This is a genomic window from Nitrosomonas aestuarii (assembly GCF_003046585.1).
Lineage (GTDB): Bacteria > Pseudomonadota > Gammaproteobacteria > Burkholderiales > Nitrosomonadaceae > Nitrosomonas > Nitrosomonas aestuarii.
The window spans coordinates 71,806-88,189 of the sequence record NZ_QAAE01000001.1 but is presented as its reverse complement, the minus strand read 5'-3'; the positions used below and the strand labels follow the sequence as shown (position 1 = coordinate 88,189).

Annotated in this window: 16 protein-coding genes; 3 read left to right on the top strand and 13 right to left on the bottom strand. The window is 44.4% G+C overall.

From position 1 onward, the window contains the following. Positions 1–138: 138 nt before the first annotated feature. The 12 genes from C8R11_RS00460 to C8R11_RS00405 form a co-directional block, all read right to left on the bottom strand. Entirely contained in the window at positions 139–1,035 is an 897-nt protein-coding gene (locus tag C8R11_RS00460) for a F0F1 ATP synthase subunit gamma (RefSeq protein ID WP_107793996.1), read from the bottom strand. A 6-nt stretch (positions 1,036–1,041) separates the two neighbouring features. Continuing rightward, on the bottom strand, positions 1,042–2,565 hold the full coding sequence (locus C8R11_RS00455; protein WP_280523851.1) for an alternate F1F0 ATPase, F1 subunit alpha: 1,524 nt from the start codon (positions 2,563–2,565) through the stop codon (positions 1,042–1,044). 10 nt (positions 2,566–2,575) lie between these two features. Next, positions 2,576–3,352, bottom strand: a complete 777-nt coding sequence (gene atpF, locus C8R11_RS00450) for a F0F1 ATP synthase subunit B (RefSeq protein ID WP_107793994.1) — start codon at positions 3,350–3,352, stop codon at positions 2,576–2,578. A 3-nt stretch (positions 3,353–3,355) separates the two neighbouring features. Beyond that, positions 3,356–3,631 carry a F0F1 ATP synthase subunit C gene (locus C8R11_RS00445; protein WP_107793993.1) on the bottom strand — a complete coding sequence of 92 codons (276 nt, stop codon included), beginning with the start codon at positions 3,629–3,631 and terminating at the stop codon, positions 3,356–3,358. A 22-nt stretch (positions 3,632–3,653) separates the two neighbouring features. Next, positions 3,654–4,343, bottom strand: a complete 690-nt coding sequence (locus tag C8R11_RS00440) for a F0F1 ATP synthase subunit A (RefSeq protein ID WP_107793992.1) — start codon at positions 4,341–4,343, stop codon at positions 3,654–3,656. Continuing rightward, positions 4,340–4,648, bottom strand: a complete 309-nt coding sequence (locus C8R11_RS00435) for an ATP synthase subunit I (RefSeq protein WP_107793991.1) — start codon at positions 4,646–4,648, stop codon at positions 4,340–4,342. The genes C8R11_RS00440 and C8R11_RS00435 overlap by 4 nt, the downstream gene beginning before the upstream one ends. Beyond that, positions 4,641–4,952, bottom strand: a complete 312-nt coding sequence (locus C8R11_RS00430; RefSeq protein ID WP_090697917.1) for an AtpZ/AtpI family protein — start codon at positions 4,950–4,952, stop codon at positions 4,641–4,643. Before C8R11_RS00430 ends, C8R11_RS00435 begins: the two co-directional genes overlap by 8 nt. Continuing rightward, a complete protein-coding gene (locus C8R11_RS00425) occupies positions 4,945–5,373 on the bottom strand; it encodes a F0F1 ATP synthase subunit epsilon (protein ID WP_244907493.1) in 429 nt (142 codons plus the stop codon). The genes C8R11_RS00430 and C8R11_RS00425 overlap by 8 nt, the downstream gene beginning before the upstream one ends. A 2-nt stretch (positions 5,374–5,375) precedes the next feature. Continuing rightward, the gene (gene atpD, locus C8R11_RS00420; protein ID WP_244907492.1) at positions 5,376–6,770 is read right to left on the bottom strand and encodes a F0F1 ATP synthase subunit beta; all 1,395 of its coding nucleotides are present in this window, start codon (positions 6,768–6,770) and stop codon (positions 5,376–5,378) included. A gap of 550 nt (positions 6,771–7,320) precedes the next feature. Next, positions 7,321–13,074, bottom strand: a complete 5,754-nt coding sequence (locus tag C8R11_RS00415) for an Ig-like domain-containing protein (RefSeq protein ID WP_107793989.1) — start codon at positions 13,072–13,074, stop codon at positions 7,321–7,323. A gap of 709 nt (positions 13,075–13,783) precedes the next feature. Beyond that, a complete protein-coding gene (locus tag C8R11_RS00410) occupies positions 13,784–14,203 on the bottom strand; it encodes a CopD family protein (protein WP_107793988.1) in 420 nt (139 codons plus the stop codon). Between the two features lie 264 nt (positions 14,204–14,467). Then, entirely contained in the window at positions 14,468–14,677 is a 210-nt protein-coding gene (locus tag C8R11_RS00405; RefSeq protein WP_090697910.1) for a dodecin, read from the bottom strand. Positions 14,678–14,826: 149 nt separating this feature from the next. On the opposite strand from C8R11_RS00405, the gene C8R11_RS15945 reads away from it, so the two are divergent. The 3 genes from C8R11_RS15945 to C8R11_RS00395 all read left to right on the top strand — a co-directional run bounded on the left by C8R11_RS15945 (position 14,827) and on the right by C8R11_RS00395 (position 16,130). After that, complete coding sequence (locus tag C8R11_RS15945; protein WP_181258111.1) at positions 14,827–14,982, top strand: hypothetical protein; 156 nt, start codon at positions 14,827–14,829, stop codon at positions 14,980–14,982. A 173-nt stretch (positions 14,983–15,155) separates the two neighbouring features. After that, the gene (locus tag C8R11_RS17080) at positions 15,156–15,482 is read left to right on the top strand and encodes a DUF6629 family protein (RefSeq protein ID WP_107793987.1); all 327 of its coding nucleotides are present in this window, start codon (positions 15,156–15,158) and stop codon (positions 15,480–15,482) included. Positions 15,483–15,593: 111 nt separating this feature from the next. Then, the gene (locus tag C8R11_RS00395) at positions 15,594–16,130 is read left to right on the top strand and encodes an ATP-dependent zinc protease family protein (protein WP_107793986.1); all 537 of its coding nucleotides are present in this window, start codon (positions 15,594–15,596) and stop codon (positions 16,128–16,130) included. A gap of 9 nt (positions 16,131–16,139) precedes the next feature. Here C8R11_RS00395 and C8R11_RS00390 read toward each other — a convergent pair whose 3' ends face one another. Further along, a complete protein-coding gene (locus C8R11_RS00390; protein ID WP_107793985.1) occupies positions 16,140–16,355 on the bottom strand; it encodes a hypothetical protein in 216 nt (71 codons plus the stop codon). Positions 16,356–16,384: the final 29 nt, after the last annotated feature.

Sequence of the window (16,384 nt, the reverse complement as noted above, 5' to 3'; positions counted from 1 at the left end):
ATGTAAAACTAACCGATTAGCTGCTTCGTATCCAGTGGACTATTTTAGACGCAACGCTTTATTTTTACAGGAAAAATGAATCCAATAACAGAATGATTATTCCCCTTGGCGAAAGACCAGCTACAGGACGAAACATATCTACGATTTATGACTACCCGTGATCGCTTCGAACCCCGAGACCACGTCCAGCAGCTCCGAGGTGATTACATTCTGACGTGCACGCCGGTAGTACATTGTCACTTCCTCCAAGCGTTCATCAAGGTTACGCTGCGCGGACTGCATTGCCGATAACCGGCTGGTATGTTCGCTTGCCTGAGATTCTGCGCATGCGCGAAAAAGTGTGACAAAAAGATATTGCCGCAGTAAACGGGTGAACAACAATTCGCGGTCAACACTGAAAGTGGGCAAACAGCGCGATGGCCAGGTTTCCTCCTCCAGGCGGTGAAAGCGGTGAAGATTGATAGGCAGCAACTCAAATCCAGTCGGGCGATAATTCTTACTGCCGGAATGCCGGTTATAAAACAGATAAACGTAGTACACATCAGCCTGCTCTCTCCATTCATCAATTTTGAGCAAAATCTGCTGCACAGTGATCGTTATCTGAGACGCCGAGCCTGGCACCAGGAAGTCATTTTCAACCACCTGTCCGGCCTGTTCAAGACTGGCAGCCACGCGCGCGCCAACAGCGAGCAACAAATGATTTTCTGTATCAGCAGCCGCTGATTTCATCCGGTCTAATGCATAACGCGTAATATCTTCGTTGAATCGACCGCACAGACCGTGATCAGAACCAAATACGATGGCGGCAAGACGTAACGGTTTCTGTATGCGCCTCGCGGTACCCGGAAATGACTGGGTATCTTTTAAAACCACGTGCAGTCCACGTTCTACTGTCCGGTAATATCCGGCAAGCGCACTGACCGCTTGCTCATACTGTCGAATACTGGCTGCTGATAACGCCTTCATGGTTTTAACAATCGTTCGCAATTCTTCCAGGTTATCCAGTTGTTTATGTAAGTATTCGAGGGTATGCATTTGATTTTACGCTTCTGTTGGTGTCCTAATAGTGGCTATTGCTTTGCGGGCCACATCAAGGACTTGCTCCCATTGTGCATCGTCAAGCTTTTTACCTGTTTCCATTAGCTCACAAAGCTCAGGTAATTCATCCAGGATCCGCTTTTGAATCAAAACTTCAGCATCGTCAAAGCTATTCAGCTCGAGAAGTGCAAATAAGCCAGCATTAACAGCCTTCAATACGACCATTTGTAGACTGCTGCGCAGCGGGTGATGCTCAGCCTGCTTTAAGATTTCCCGTACACGTCGGCCATGCTCAATGGTGGCACGGGTTTCGTCGTCAAGACGCGTGGCAAAACGTGCAAATGCTTCCAGTTCCTCAAACTGAGAGTAAGACAATCGCAAGTCTCCGGCCACACTGCGAAATGCCGGATACTGTGTCTTGCCCCCTACCCGGGAAACCGATTTCCCCACATCAATAGCTGGCAGCAATCCTTTATGAAACAAGGTCGGAGAAAGATAAATCTGGCCATCCGTAATGGAAATCAGATTGGTCGGAATATAGGCCGAAATATCCTGAGCCTGGGTTTCGATAATGGGTAGCGCTGTCAGCGAACCGCCACCACTTTCTTTGTTAAGCTGGGTAGCTCTTTCCAGTAACCGGGCATGTAGATAAAAAATATCACCCGGATAAGCTTCCCGACCAGGCGGGCGACGCAATAACAAAGATAACTCTCGGTAAGCTCGCGCATGCCGGGTCAGATCATCATAGACAATCAACACATCCTTGCCTTGCTGCATAAAATACTCGGCCATTGTCGTTGCTGCATAAGGCGTGATATAACGTAATCCCGGAGGGTCTTCATCTGAAGCCACCACTACAATGGTATTTTCCATAGCGTGATGCGTGCGCAGCGTTTCAACCACCCGAGCCACAGCTGTACCACGCTGGCCAATCGCACAATAGATGCATATCACCTCCTTGTCGCGTTGATTGATTATGGTATCGACAGCCACCGAGGTTTTACCCGTCTGCCGGTCGCCGACTATCAGCTCGCGTTGACCACGGCCAATGGGAATGAGCGCATCAATTGTTTTAATACCCGTTTCCAACGGCACCGTAACAGGCGCGCGTTCGATAATTGCTGGCGCCAACCGTTCTACCGGCCACCGCTCGCTGAAACTTAGCGGCTTACCACGGTCCAATATACTGCCAGTGGCATCAATCACGCGACCTAATAAATTTTCACCCACAGGAGTGTCTGCTTCACGGCCAGTGGCGTTGACATCGGTACCTGTCATTAACTTGTCGCTATCGCCCAACAATATAACCCCGACTTCATGCGGCTCCAGATTAACGGCAATACCCAGCACACCTCCGGGAAAACGTACCAACTCTTCAGAGGTGATACTGGATAGCCCCTTTATGCGTGCAATTCCACTACCCACATAAACTACTCTACCCGTTTCTTTTGCGCACAACTTAGGCTCATGCTGATCAACCACCCTGTTTATGGTTGTTAAAGCATCTTCCACCAGATGTTGTAACAAATGTGTACTCCTACAGTTTCTCGGGCGATGTGGTTGATACAAGCACATTTTCAATATGCTGATTCAGTTGCTCAAGATAATCAGCCAGATTCCAGCTCAACTGCCCTTCTCCAACAGTGAGTGCGATGCCGCATAACAACTCGGGCGACTTGCTATATTTCACATCAATGCCATCAATAAGGTGCTCATGAATTGCACGGGTAAGCCGGCTGCGTGCACCAGAGTCCAATTCAAATGCGCTGGAAATGCGAGCCGGTTCAGCAGAGTCATCAGATGAACCCAGCATCAATGCGCGGGATTCTTTATCCAGAGATACTAACCGACCAATAAACGAATGAACAATCTGTTCCTCAAGGTCGGCGTTGGCCAGATCCCCCAAAGCCTTACGCGCAATACCCTGAACAGCATTGGAAACTTGATGGCGCAAATTATCCAGCAATTCCTCTTTTTCCAGCCGGACCTGATTCTGCCAGTGCTCGCGGACTTTTGCCACTTCCAGACGCGCTTCATCCAGCAATTGTCTTTTTTGTTGCTCGGCTTTCTCTTGAGTCTTTGCCAGAATCTCATCGCGTGTACGCGCCAGTTCATTCATCTTTTCCAGATAATACTGCATCTTTTCATTGGCCTTCTGTTCACGTGCTTGCGCATCATCCAGTTGTTCAAAAATGTGTTGCTCACGACGATCCATCGCCTGCATGACCGGTCGGTATAAAAAACGTTTCAGCAGCCAGACCAGGATCAGAAAATTGATAATCTGAGCGGAAACCGTAATCCAGTCTATGCTCATGTGTTATCCTCCCGCTGCAATCACATGTTCCCAAAACGGATTAGCAAAAATCAAAATCATAGCCACTACAAAACAGTAGATTGCTGTAGATTCAATCATGGCCAATCCTACAAAAAGCGTACGTGTAATAGTGGCTGATTCATCAGGTTGCTGGGCAATGGCGCTCAAAGCCTGCGCCACAGCGCGTGCTTCACCGAGTGCCGGACCAATTGAACCGATCGCGATGGTTAAACCCGCCGTGACGATCGATATCATTCCAATGAGAGAAATACTATCCATACCGATACTCCTTTTTTCTGTTTCAGTATTTTTTATAAGTGCTTTCCGTATGCGCCGAAGTTGCCGCAGCGATATATACCATAGCCAGAATCGCAAAGATATAGGCTTGAATCATGCCTGTCAGCAGACCAAGTAATTGCATCACAACTGGAAAAAAATATGGTGTCAGGCTCAATAAAATGGCTACAATTACAGTACCGCTCATGATATTGCCGTATAAACGGACGGCCAGTGCAATGGTTCGTGAAATCTCACCAATGATATTGAATGGCAGCATCAGTATTGTTGGCTTAATATAGTGCCTTAAATAGTTGAACGGGCCTTCATAAGCAATGCCATAAAGCGGCACTGCGGCGAAAACGCATATCGCCAATGCGGTTGTCGTTGAAAGCGAACCGGTTGGCGCCATGTAACCCGGAATCATGTTAAGTATATTAGCCACGGCAATAAACAAAAACAACGTACCAATAAAAGGCAGATATTTATCCGGCTTTTGATGGCCGACCTCCCTGATCTGATCACGTATCCCTGAGACGAGTACTTCCAGCAAATTCTGCCAACGTGAAATTTTTGTTCCCGTAGATAATCGACGCATTACCAGCCATGAAATCAACGTCAGCAAAATCATCACAATCCAGGTGAATACAATCGTGGCATTCAGCGAAAACAATCCCCATCGCCAGAAAACAATATCATCTGGACTAATTGTCATGTCCGCTTCTCCTTTGTAAAATCCCATGCCGACAGTTGATGACGCATTCTGCTCGTGGACACAATACGCAACATTACAAATCCGGCGAGTGCCGCTAATAAATGTCCCCAATGGCCAAACTTTAAAATAAAATAAAACGCTGTCAGTAACAACAGCATGCGCAAGGCCAGACTGATGATCAACCAGAAAACCGGTTTTTCCGTATACTGGATGCACTTAACAGTAAACCAAAGACTTGAAAGGTACAACGCAGCCAGCATCACGCCACTAATAAACATCAGGAACAGGAATAACGCTTCATTCATGTCCGCTCTCCTGTTTGATCCAATACCAGGCGTTAAGACATCCAAGCGCAATGCCAATAATAAGGAAGGTCAACGTCCAGGAAGCCTCTCCCGGCCACTTACGGTCAAGCCAGATCCCGATCGCAATACCCATCATAGTCGGTATCGCAACGGACCAACCGACCAATCCGAACATACCGAAACCGAACCACACCGTGCGCTTGCTTCGTTCTCGTGCCTGCTGTTTTCGCTTGGCGCGATGTCCCACCTGTTCACCGAATTTATCCAGTTGACTGCGTTTATGTTCTTCTGTTTCTTTAACCATAATTTTTACCCTGCAATTCTCTGAAGCTGCGTAGCGTACCCGCTTCAAGCCGCGCTAGCGCCGTGCGAGCCTTGCGTTCATGCTCATCCAGTTCGAGAAAGCGTTCATCAATCAGTGTTTGCAAGTGACTCAGGTTGGATCCCCGGACACCGTTCAATGTCGAAATGAACACTTCACGGTCACACTTGACCAAAATGCCTTCATCTACAGCGGCAAAACATTCGCTGCCGTCAGAGGTGTAAAAACTCAGAATACCCGGCACCAGCGCGGATACAAAGTCAATATGACGCGGCAGCAGGCAAAAGGAACCATTCTCCGCTTCAGCAATGACCTTCACGACCCGTTCGTCCACCAGCACCTCAGTCGGCAGAAGCACTTGCAGACGCATGCCTGGTGTGCGCTCCGTATCACGTGCTTCCATATTTATCCTTCACTGCTGATTTCATCAACTGCACCAATCATGTAGAAAGCTTTTTCCGCTACCGTTGCAAATTCGCCTGCCAGTATACGTTCACACCCTTCAATCGTTCGATTCAATGGAACCCTTTGTCCCTTATGACCGGTAAATTGCTCAGTTGTTATAAAAGGCTGCGTTAAAAAACGCTCCAATCTACGCGCCTTGTTGACTGTCGTGCGGTCCTCGCGAGAAAGCTCTTCCATGCCCAGCATGGCAATAATGTCTTTGAGATCTTCATATTCAGCAAGTGTGCTGCGCACTGCCTGAGCGACACGATAATGCCGTTTGCCCACCACAGCCGGCGTGAGCATTTTGGATTCGGTCTGCAATGGATCAATCGCCGGATAAAAACCCTGGCTGGCGCGCTTACGGGAAAGCACAATAGAGGCGGACAAATGTGCAAATATATGCGTTGCAGAAGGGTCGGTCAGATCGTCAGCGGGCACATATACCGCCTGTACAGAGGTAATACTGCCGCTTTGCGAGCTGCAGATACGTTCCTCCAGTTTAGCCAGCTCTGTCGCCAGCGTGGGTTGATAACCTACCCGTGAAGGAATATGCCCCATTAAACCTGATACTTCTGTTCCCGATTGCACAAACCGAAACACATTATCAATAAGCAACAATACATCCCGTTTGATGACGTCGCGAAAATATTCAGCAACGGTCAGAGCTGCATGTCCGACACGAAAACGCGCACCCGGTGGTTCATTCATCTGGCCGTAAAGCAATATTGCCTTTTCCAGAACCCCTGATTCTTTCATGGCGCGGTACATCTCCTCGGCTTCGCGCATACGCTCACCAATACCGCAAAACAGGCTGATACCTTCATATTGTTCTGCCATATTGTTGATCAGTTCATTGATCAACACGGTTTTGCCTACACCCGCGCCACCGAACATGCCAGATTTACCACCACGCTCGAGCGGCGCCAGCAGGTCTATGGCTTTAATGCCGGTTTCAAAAATATCGGTACTCGTAAGCCGCTCAGAAAGTGGTAACAACGGACGATGGATGGGCCAATACTCCTGGGCGTCAATAGGTTTATGAATACCATCAATGGCTTCACCGAACACGTTAAGCATGCGTCCCAACAATGCATTACCTACCGGCATCTGAAGCGTGGCTCCCGTATTAAGTACCGACATGCCTCTCCCTAAACGCCTGGTGGGATTGAGTGCAATACAACGCACTGTCGTTGGATCCAGATGCGTCTGCACTTCAAGCACGACGCCATTTTCTGAACCGGCAAGTAATTTGAAATTATGCGCCGGCAGTGGCGGCGGGAAACGCACATCAACGATATTGCCGAGTACCGCAACAATTTCGCCTAGTGGATGGTTAGCATCAGATGTTCTCACCTTTAGCGCATTCATTTTGATACCAACATAGCCTGTTATATCGGATACTTTATTGCTGCTTTAGTAAGCAATAAAGAAATTCTTTTGCCTTCAGTTCATTTGGTCCTGAACAAAACCGGACTGAACATTCTATCAAGGTATACAAGATTTTCATCAAAAAAGGGGGTTTATCAGACAATAAACCGACTATCACCTTATGCCCGGCTTTCTTTCTTATACACTTTTAACAGATTAAGTTGTTGAAAAACTATCTGCGCAGTTAGAAACAGGCTCACTTATTACGCGAAAACTCCGTTTTTGCCTGTTTTTGCTTTGCATCGCCTGCTTAAAACGTTTTTAAGCGGTCTGTTAACGGTGCCGATAAATGACATCATAAACTCGCCAGGTCAGATCCAAAACAAATCAGCTTTCTAATTGTTGCTATAAGGCAGAGTTTTTTATGGAATTTCCCAAGTTTCCAGAAGTATCATTGAACAACATGTAAAAAAACAACCACCGGCTATAGCCGGTGGTCTTAGCTTTAAGGGTTACGTTCTATGGTGGACATAACTTATTCTAATAAATATTCAATTTCAAGTGCAGGCCGCAAAGTTGCATCTTCAGCATAATCACTGCTTACAAAAGTCTTTGTATTACTGTTGCCACTCACGGGTACCAATTTCCATCCAAAGTTTGCCCTGCCATTCTGAATCGCCTGTACTCCCTGGGTAACATCAATGGTTAACCATCCCGGGCTCCATGAAGCAGAAGCTTCACCATCAAATTGACTATCGATATCCACTCCCATACTGGTAGCACCAGCATGCCCCCAAAAAACTGCTAATTGACTTTCTTGCCAGGTAACTTGATCTTCATGCCAAGGTAATAACAATGGATGTGCTCGATAGACATGATCATAATAGGATGACTTATAGAGCTTTAATTTTGCTGAAGTAATTACCGCCTGATCAGGGATAAAACCACCTTCTGATTCAAAAATTGCAAATTGCACCAATGTACTCAAGCGAGAACCTGTCGATTTGTCGACCAGCTTTACACTTTTGCCAAAGTTTGAAAAATTATGAAATTCATATATATAACTGTCCCACACATTTGAAAAAGCATTTAGACCTTTCTGTAACGTAACGCGAAGGCTATTATTCGTTGATTGCGTCACGTCAATTCCCAATGAAGCCGAACTTACAGTTAACGCACCATCGTCGGTCGCCACTACGTGCAATGTATGCATACCCTCAGCAGCATTTAACCAGGTGAATTCATAGGGTGATTGCGTTATTTCTCCAAGCAAAGCACCGTCAGCATAAAAAGCTACTTTTGTAATGTTACCATCACTATCACTGGCATCTGCCGTGATCAGTATAGGAACGCCAATTTCAAATACCGCCCCGGCATTAGGGGCTGTCAATGTCACCACAGGTGGTTGATTGGTCAAGTTTGATATAGTAATTGACGCACTTAAAGAAGTTGCTTGCTTGCCATCATCATCAGTAGCTACAGCATATAGTGTGTGCGTGCCAGCTGATGCATTAGTCCAGGAAAATTCATAGGGACTGCTGACATCTTCACCCAGTAAAACACCATCTGCGTAAAATTCTACTTTGGTAATGATGCCATCGGGATCGCTCGCATTGGCTATCAATAAAACGGATGATCCCTCCGCAAATTCCGCACCTGATGACGGCGCCGTCAAACTGACATTAGGCGGTAAATTTATAGTACCAGTATCCGGTATATATTCAATTTCCAGCTTGGGCCGAAGCGCTGGATCAATCTCATATTCACTGCTGGCGAATTTTTTAGTATTATTATTTCCACCTGCCGGCACAAGCCTCCAGCCATAGTTCTGTCCGCTTGTACTCATGGCCTGAACACCATTTGTTACATCCAGATTTAGCCACCCAGGATTCCATGTCGCAGCGTCTTCTCCATCATGAATGGCAGCGATATCCTGACCAAAACTGAGTCCTCCAGCTACATCCCATAAAACTCCGGATTCTCTTTGTTCCCAGGTTACATCACTCTCTGACCAATTTAGCAAAATCCGGTGAGCACGAAAAATATGATCATAAAATGATGTTTTGTACACAGACAGCTTTGCGGATGTAATGGTAGAACCATCGGGCACTGGGCCGCCTTCACTATCAAAGATTGCAAAACGAACAATTGAGGCCAGACGGCTTCCGCTTGGTTTATCCAGTAACGAAACATTTTCTCCGTAATTGGCAGCACCAAAATATTCATATATATAGGAATCGGTAGTCCCTGTATAGCCGTCCAATCCTTCCTGCAAGGATATTTTTATACTATCGCCTGAGCTGGATTCAGTAACGGTAATCTGATTGACCTGTGATGCTGTCGCACCCCCGCTATCATCTGTCACAACTGCATTTAGATTATGCGTCCCAATTGTCGGATTCGCCCAGACAAACTGATAAGGTGCACTCAAAACCTCACTGAGTAAAGTACCATTAGCATAGAATGCCACTTTGGTCACAAAACCATCAGAATCATCCGCTGTTGCACTTAGTTGAATGGAAGAACCAATCTGAAAATTAGCACCCGAAACCGGTGAAGTTAAATTAACAGTTGGCGGTAAATTACCCGCAGTTGAAGAATTAACCGTAATCGACACACTTGTAGAAGTTGTTTTTTTATTATTATTGTCAATGGCAGCAGCTTCCAGTGTATGCGTGCCAGCTGATGCATTAGTCCAGGAAAATTCATAGGGACTGCTGACATCTTCACCCAACAAAACACCATCTGCGTAAAATTCCACTTTGGCAATACTGCCATCTGCATCACTTGCATTGGCTACCAATAAAACGGATGATCCCCCCGCAAATTCCGCACCTGATGACGGCGCCGTCAAACTGACATTAGGCGGTAAATTTATAGTACCAGTATCCGGTATATATTCAATTTCCAGCTTGGGCCGAAGCGCTGGATCAATCTCATATTCACTGCTGGCGAATTTTTTAGTATTATTATTTCCACCTGCCGGCACAAGCCTCCAGCCATAGTTCTGTCCGCTTGTACTCATGGCCTGAACACCATTTGTTACATCCAGATTTAGCCACCCAGGATTCCATGTCGCAGCGTCTTCTCCATCATGAATGGCAGCGATATCCTGACCAAAACTGAGTCCTCCAGCTACATCCCATAAAACTCCGGATTCTCTTTGTTCCCAGGTTACATCACTCTCTGACCAATTTAGCAAAATCCGGTGAGCACGAAAAATATGATCATAAAATGATGTTTTGTACACAGACAGCTTTGCGGATGTAATGGTAGAACCATCGGGCACTGGGCCGCCTTCACTATCAAAGATTGCAAAACGAACAATTGAGGCCAGACGGCTTCCGCTTGGTTTATCCAGTAACGAAACATTTTCTCCGTAATTGGCAGCACCAAAATATTCATATATATAGGAATCGGTAGTCCCTGTATAGCCGTCCAATCCTTCCTGCAAGGATATTTTTATACTATTGCCTGAGCTGGATTCAGTAACGGTAATCTGATTGACCTGTGATGCTGTCGCACCCCCGCTATCATCTGTCACAACTGCATTTAGATTATGCGTCCCAATTGTCGGATTCGCCCAGACAAACTGATAAGGTGCACTCAAAACCTCACTGAGTAAAGTACCATTAGCATAGAATGCCACTTTGGTCACAAAACCATCAGAATCATCCGCTGTTGCACTTAGTTGAATGGAAGAACCAATCTGAAAATTAGCACCCGAAACCGGTGAAGTTAAATTAACAGTTGGCGGTAAATTACCCGCAGTTGAAGAATTAACCGTAATCGACACACTTGTAGAAGTTGTTTTTTTATTATTATTGTCAATGGCAGCAGCTTCCAGTGTATGCGTGCCAGCTGATGCATTAGTCCAGGAAAATTCATAGGGACTGCTGACATCTTCACCCAACAAAACACCATCTGCGTAAAATTCCACTTTGGCAATACTGCCATCTGCATCATTCGCATTGACTGTCAGCAAAATGGCGGCACCCTCTGCAAATTCAGAGCCCGCAGATGGACTGGCCAGACTAACCGCTGGTGGAAAATTAATTGGACCGGAACTTGAAACATATTCTATTTCCAAGGAAGGTCGTAATAGTGGATCGTCAGTAAACTCACTGCTTGAAAATCTGACAAGATTATTGTTCCCTCCCTTGGAAACCAGTTTCCAGCCAAAATTTTGCCCATTTGTGCTGATGTCTTGAACACCAGATGTCACATCAATTTCAAGCCACCCCGGATTCCATTCCACTTCTCCTTCACCATCCGAATTGGTCGCATAATCAGCACCAGGTGTACTGGCCCCTGGTGTATCCCATAATGATCCGGATTCCTTTTGTAACCATGTCACACTACTCCCATTCCAATCAGATAGTATTCTGTGAGCGCCATAGACATGATCATATACAGAATATTTATTAAGTGATAACTTTGCCTTGCGGATCAAAGCACCATCGGGAATTGGTCCGCCTTCACTTTCGAAAATTTTAAAACGGACCAGGGGTACCAAACGGGATCCGGTCGGCCGACTAAATAGAGTGAAACTGCCAGACGCGTTACTCGTACTTGCAAATTCATCAAGATATGTATCGATAGCCCCTGTATACTCATTCAAACCATTCTGAAGGTTCAATGTTTCAATCGTATCAGAGGACACAACAACGTTTATGGCACTGGATTCGGCTGATGAGCCATCAGTAAATAAAGCAACAGCTGTTAATACGTAGGAACCCGGTATTCTGTTGGTCCAATCAAAACTATAAGGAGCGACATCGGATGAACCAATAACAGTTCCATCAAGAAGATATTGCACGCTCGATATCGTTTTTCCTAACGCATAAACCGAAATTTCAACAGACTGATTTGAGTATACAGTTTCGCCTTCTTTTATATTTGCAATAGATACGCCTTCACTCACAAGTTCGGGTTGCCAGTTTGCTGGCTTATACAACCAGACATCTCCAGACCACGGGTCAAATAGTCCTATGTAAGCATCAAGTGCTCGCGCATATTTCCATTTTCCAAGAATTGGGTTCACGACACTGTTCTGTTGGGGTACAGAAAGACCTTGTGGTGTAACACGATTCAATACCCAGCTTCCGGATGTCAAATCCTGCGGAGGTATCAATTGCCAGACATCCTGGTTACCATCCCACAAAAGAAAAACCTGCCGCAGATGATCATAATCAAGCCCATAGTCTCTCAATCTATAGAACTCAAATGTTCCTCCAACCACATCGGGTGAGAAAATTACATTCTGCGCAGTTATGCCCTGCGGTTGATTGAGGTTCCAGAAGGTAAATATACTGCCGGAAGTCCGTACAAAAATTTTACGCTGTGGATCATATGCGCCAGCACCTTGACCAGAAAATGTAGATCCTGATGCTACGTTACCAACCACTTCATAAGTATCCTGCGATGAATCCGAATTTGAATAAGCAGAATAACGAAACAATCGATTATTAGCCTGAAGATATAAAACATCCACACCATTTTCTTCAGCATAAGCGGTCGCCGTATTGATAAAGTAACTAGGCAGAATGTCGCCAGGTGTAGCAGGAATCAGATTATCCCGATTACTCCACATGTTTTTACCAACTACATTTGGAAATAACTGCGAATTAACCTGCGATCCAGTTGTGCCGCCAACAGCATCACCGTCTGCCAATGCGGGATTGAAAAAATAAGGCCCTGTAGGAGAGCCATCAGCATGAACAAATCGCGTACCTGTATTGAAAGCTGCTCCACCAAATGTGACAAATCTATCCAGAACTGGAAAAAACTCTGAATTATCATAGGTATGAGCAGCTACCGGCGCGTTAAAAACACCATCAATACTTTCGTAATGCCCACTGGCGATAAATTTTAATTCTGACGGTAATGAGGCACGCGCCCAATTGAGCGTTGAAGACTCCCAGAAATAAAGTTCATTCCCAGGATAATTCGCATGCCCGCCACCATAGATAATTATATTTCCTCGGTTGGCGTCCCATGCCATCGAACTCCATGCACCAATGATGCTATGAGGCGCACCAACAGCAGGTGCCTCTGGGGGTCTTGGTCGCTGCTCAAACGGTGTCCAAACGTCATCATATCGATTTGTATTTAGTTTTACCCAACTATTTTCAGGCGCGAGCGCCAGAATGCGAGCAATTTCAGAATCCAAACTTAACTTCCAGTTACCTTCGCTCTTTCCTGTCACAGACATTAAGCACACAAACAAAACAGAGAGGCAAATATTGCTTAACACTTTGATGCGCGGCGTGTTTTGTGATTCTTTCATACTCTGTTGCCTACAAAAAGGTGGTGTGATTTGCAGCTACTATGAGACTGTTTATCAAATTATAAAAGGTCATTAAGTACCTACAAATCCAAAAGGGAAATGATCAGTCCTGAAAAAGTTTTGAATACATATTTTTTCTGAAGGTATATTTGGCACGGATATCATTATCATTGGAAATATAAATATTTATACCCAACTTTATATGCAAGAAATATATCACAGTATTTATATGCAAGAAACATACCAAATAATTTTTATATCAATATAATCAATGACTAACCATGTTAGTTTTTGGCAAATGCGGGCAATACTTGACAGTACTGTAAAATATTCCGACAAAAGATCACAAAAAATTAGATTTCTCGACTAACAGGCATGTTCTGAAGTTAATCGGAGCGCGATTGGGAACGAAACGTGAAACAGTAAGTTACAGGTGTCGACACCTTATTAAGGAACAACTGACTGGTTTCAAAAGATAGGACTGCGATCGAACGTGACTGCAAGCTTTCGCCAACGGATACTACGAAAATGCAGACGTGTGAATGACACATCTCCGCCAACAGAGAGCCTGGACACCGGCAATGCCTCGCCATGACACACGTAATTGCTATTTGAATTTTAAACTGGAGCGTGTGGCTTAAATCTGAAATGACGAACCCTGTCATAAAAATTTGTTAAACCAGTTTTCTGGTTTAACATAAACAGTTAATTAAAATAAGACAGGCTTGACTACAACCAGCATCACAATTGCAAACAGGATCAGTACCGGAAATTCATTGAACCAGCGATAGAAGACATGACCGTGTGGATTGCTGTCCACTTTGAAGGCTTTTACGTACTTACCACAATAATAGTGATAGACAATTAATGTCAAAACCAGCGCAAGCTTGGCATAAAGCCAGTCACCCGTAAAACCATAACCCAGCCATAGCCAGACACCAAAAACAATTGTCAATACAGCACCCGGCGTCATAATGCCATAATAAAGCTTACGCTCCATTATTTTGAATCGCTCTTTGCCTGGTGTATCTTCACACATGGCATGGTAGACAAACAGGCGTGGCAAATAAAACAACCCGGCAAACCAGGTAACCATGAAAATAATATGCAGTGACTTTATCCAGAGCATGACAATGTATTCAGTTTGTTAAAATATTTTTTAGATTTGTTGCGAGCGTCAGATTTCATGCCTGATGAACATAATCTGTCAACTGATGACGTAAAATGCAAGCGATACAACTAGGGTGCAGAGTAGTCAATGGTCATTTTTTACGATGTACCAAAGCAGGAGACTCCAATAGTGAGAGTCATTTTACATACCAAAGCTGCTAGAGATAAAAAAATCCAAGTAACCGAATGGCACTCAAAACGCGGGTGACATTCAATCAAAAAATCATTCTCTTAGTGTAAAACCGACTTTAATCGTTACTTGCCAGTGTTTGATCGTACCTTGATCAATCTGACCACGCGTTTCTACAACTTCAAACCAGCGCATATCCTGAACGGTTTTGGCTGCTCTGGCAATGGCATTCTCAACCGCATTTTCCATGCTGACTGAAGATGAACCCGTAAGTTCCATTATTTTATAAATATGATCTGACATGATTTCACTCCCTTTCTAATGAATATTATTTATATTCAATCCCGCCGCTCACAATGTAAAAAACAACTATACTGATACTCTCACAAGTTCATCCTGTAAACAAGATGGCTTTTCGAATAAACCCTCACATAAAAACCTAAATAATCATTATGTGTTTTTCAACAGAAGCTAAGCTTTATCGTAGGCGGCTCTCTGGTCATTATGGCAGGGCCATTATCAAGAAAATTCAATATCAGGGAGATATTCCTGTCGTACTGATACCACTTATTTTTGCTTCACAGCAGATCATCGAAGGCTTACTGTAAGTCTCATTGCACAATGACTACTTGCAAGCTCAATTCTGGTTGAGCCATATTTATGGTGCTTTTTGTAGGCGTCATCTGGTCGCTTTATGTTCCTTTTGCAATTTGTTGTATAGAAACAGAGACGGAACACACAGAAAGAAATAACCGCAGCTGCCTGACTCCCCAATCTTACATTGGCACGCCACACCATCGGAGGTATCATCAATCAGCCGATCTCAGTCGAGATCATCAATAATCATATTTACTATGAACATGATATTCACATTTACCCGCTGGTTATCCTGGCATACCTACTCGCTACCTGCATACCTTTTATAATTTCGGGGTTTAGAAATTTGCATTTGACAGGTTTCACAGTCATGTTCGTTTTTTTTGTAGCCTATTTTATTTACACCAAGACTGTTGTATCTGTCTGGTGCTTTTTTGCAGCCATTGCAAGTGCATTAATTTTTCTGTATTTTATAAAGAGAGTTCGAAAACTGCTTATTCCGATATCTTAGTGATCAAAGCGAATACATTACGATCAACATCGTTATCAGTGTATCTTTTCAAAATTTAAGATCAACCTGTGCTCAAATAACAACCATTTTTTAAAATAAATATATATTGTTATGAAATCACAAAAAACCAATTCATTTTATTCCACTATTCTGCTTATAGTAGCCATACTTTTGTTTGTTTCAACATCTGCTGCAGCAAATAAGTCGGTTTATGGCTTTCTTGAACCTGTAACGTTGACTCCTGACAAAGTTACACTGACAGCAAAGCTGGATACTGGCGCGGAAACAGCTTCATTATCCGCAAAAGACATTCAGTTATATGAGAAAGAAGGTGAAGAGTATGTTAAGTTTAAAGTCTCGCACCCCAAGCTGGAACAAGCGCTCCACTACAATTTGCCGATTGTTCGCCATACAAAAATAAAAAAACGCGCGACCGAAGGCGCTAAAACCAACAAGTACCATTCTCGCCCCGTCGTAAATATGAAAATCTACTTTGACGGCAAACCGCATAAAATAATGGTCAATCTGATTGACCGTTCCCATTTTTCAACACCCATGCTGTTAGGCAGAAAAGCACTAGAAAAAGTCGGCGCCATTGTAGACAGCACTGTTGAAAACACACTTCTGACAAAAAATGAAGATTACTAATATTGCCTCTCACGCTCTGAACATTTGAGGAAATATTTTCTGAACATTGCCCACGCCATTACTAAGTTGGTGGAGTGCCGGTTTTATTGATTCTAACGCAGCAAATGAAACGCGGCCAACGCTGTCCTGTTTCAGTACAATTTCGAGTGTACCCGAAGCATTAGCTAACGGACTGTTGAAAACTATCTGTGCTGCAGCAGCAGCGCCAAAAACAAGCTTAAACACTTATTCATTACATATAAACTCTGCTTCAT

What these genes read in the sequence shown, in the direction of transcription:
- C8R11_RS00395 (WP_107793986.1), top strand. Translation starts at nt 15,594, where the DNA reads ATGAAATCACAAAAAACCAATTCATTTTATTCCACTATTCTGCTTATA.
- C8R11_RS00435 (WP_107793991.1), bottom strand. Translation starts at nt 4,648, where the DNA reads ATGAATGAAGCGTTATTCCTGTTCCTGATGTTTATTAGTGGCGTGATG.
- C8R11_RS00405 (WP_090697910.1), bottom strand. Translation starts at nt 14,677, where the DNA reads ATGTCAGATCATATTTATAAAATAATGGAACTTACGGGTTCATCTTCA.
- C8R11_RS00430 (WP_090697917.1), bottom strand. Translation starts at nt 4,952, where the DNA reads ATGGTTAAAGAAACAGAAGAACATAAACGCAGTCAACTGGATAAATTC.
- C8R11_RS00445 (WP_107793993.1), bottom strand. Translation starts at nt 3,631, where the DNA reads ATGGATAGTATTTCTCTCATTGGAATGATATCGATCGTCACGGCGGGT.
- C8R11_RS15945 (WP_181258111.1), top strand. Translation starts at nt 14,827, where the DNA reads ATGTGTTTTTCAACAGAAGCTAAGCTTTATCGTAGGCGGCTCTCTGGT.
- atpF (WP_107793994.1), bottom strand. Translation starts at nt 3,352, where the DNA reads ATGAGCATAGACTGGATTACGGTTTCCGCTCAGATTATCAATTTTCTG.
- C8R11_RS00440 (WP_107793992.1), bottom strand. Translation starts at nt 4,343, where the DNA reads ATGACAATTAGTCCAGATGATATTGTTTTCTGGCGATGGGGATTGTTT.
- C8R11_RS00410 (WP_107793988.1), bottom strand. Translation starts at nt 14,203, where the DNA reads ATGCTCTGGATAAAGTCACTGCATATTATTTTCATGGTTACCTGGTTT.
- C8R11_RS00415 (WP_107793989.1), bottom strand. Translation starts at nt 13,074, where the DNA reads ATGAAAGAATCACAAAACACGCCGCGCATCAAAGTGTTAAGCAATATT.
- C8R11_RS00460 (WP_107793996.1), bottom strand. Translation starts at nt 1,035, where the DNA reads ATGCATACCCTCGAATACTTACATAAACAACTGGATAACCTGGAAGAA.
- C8R11_RS00425 (WP_244907493.1), bottom strand. Translation starts at nt 5,373, where the DNA reads ATGGAAGCACGTGATACGGAGCGCACACCAGGCATGCGTCTGCAAGTG.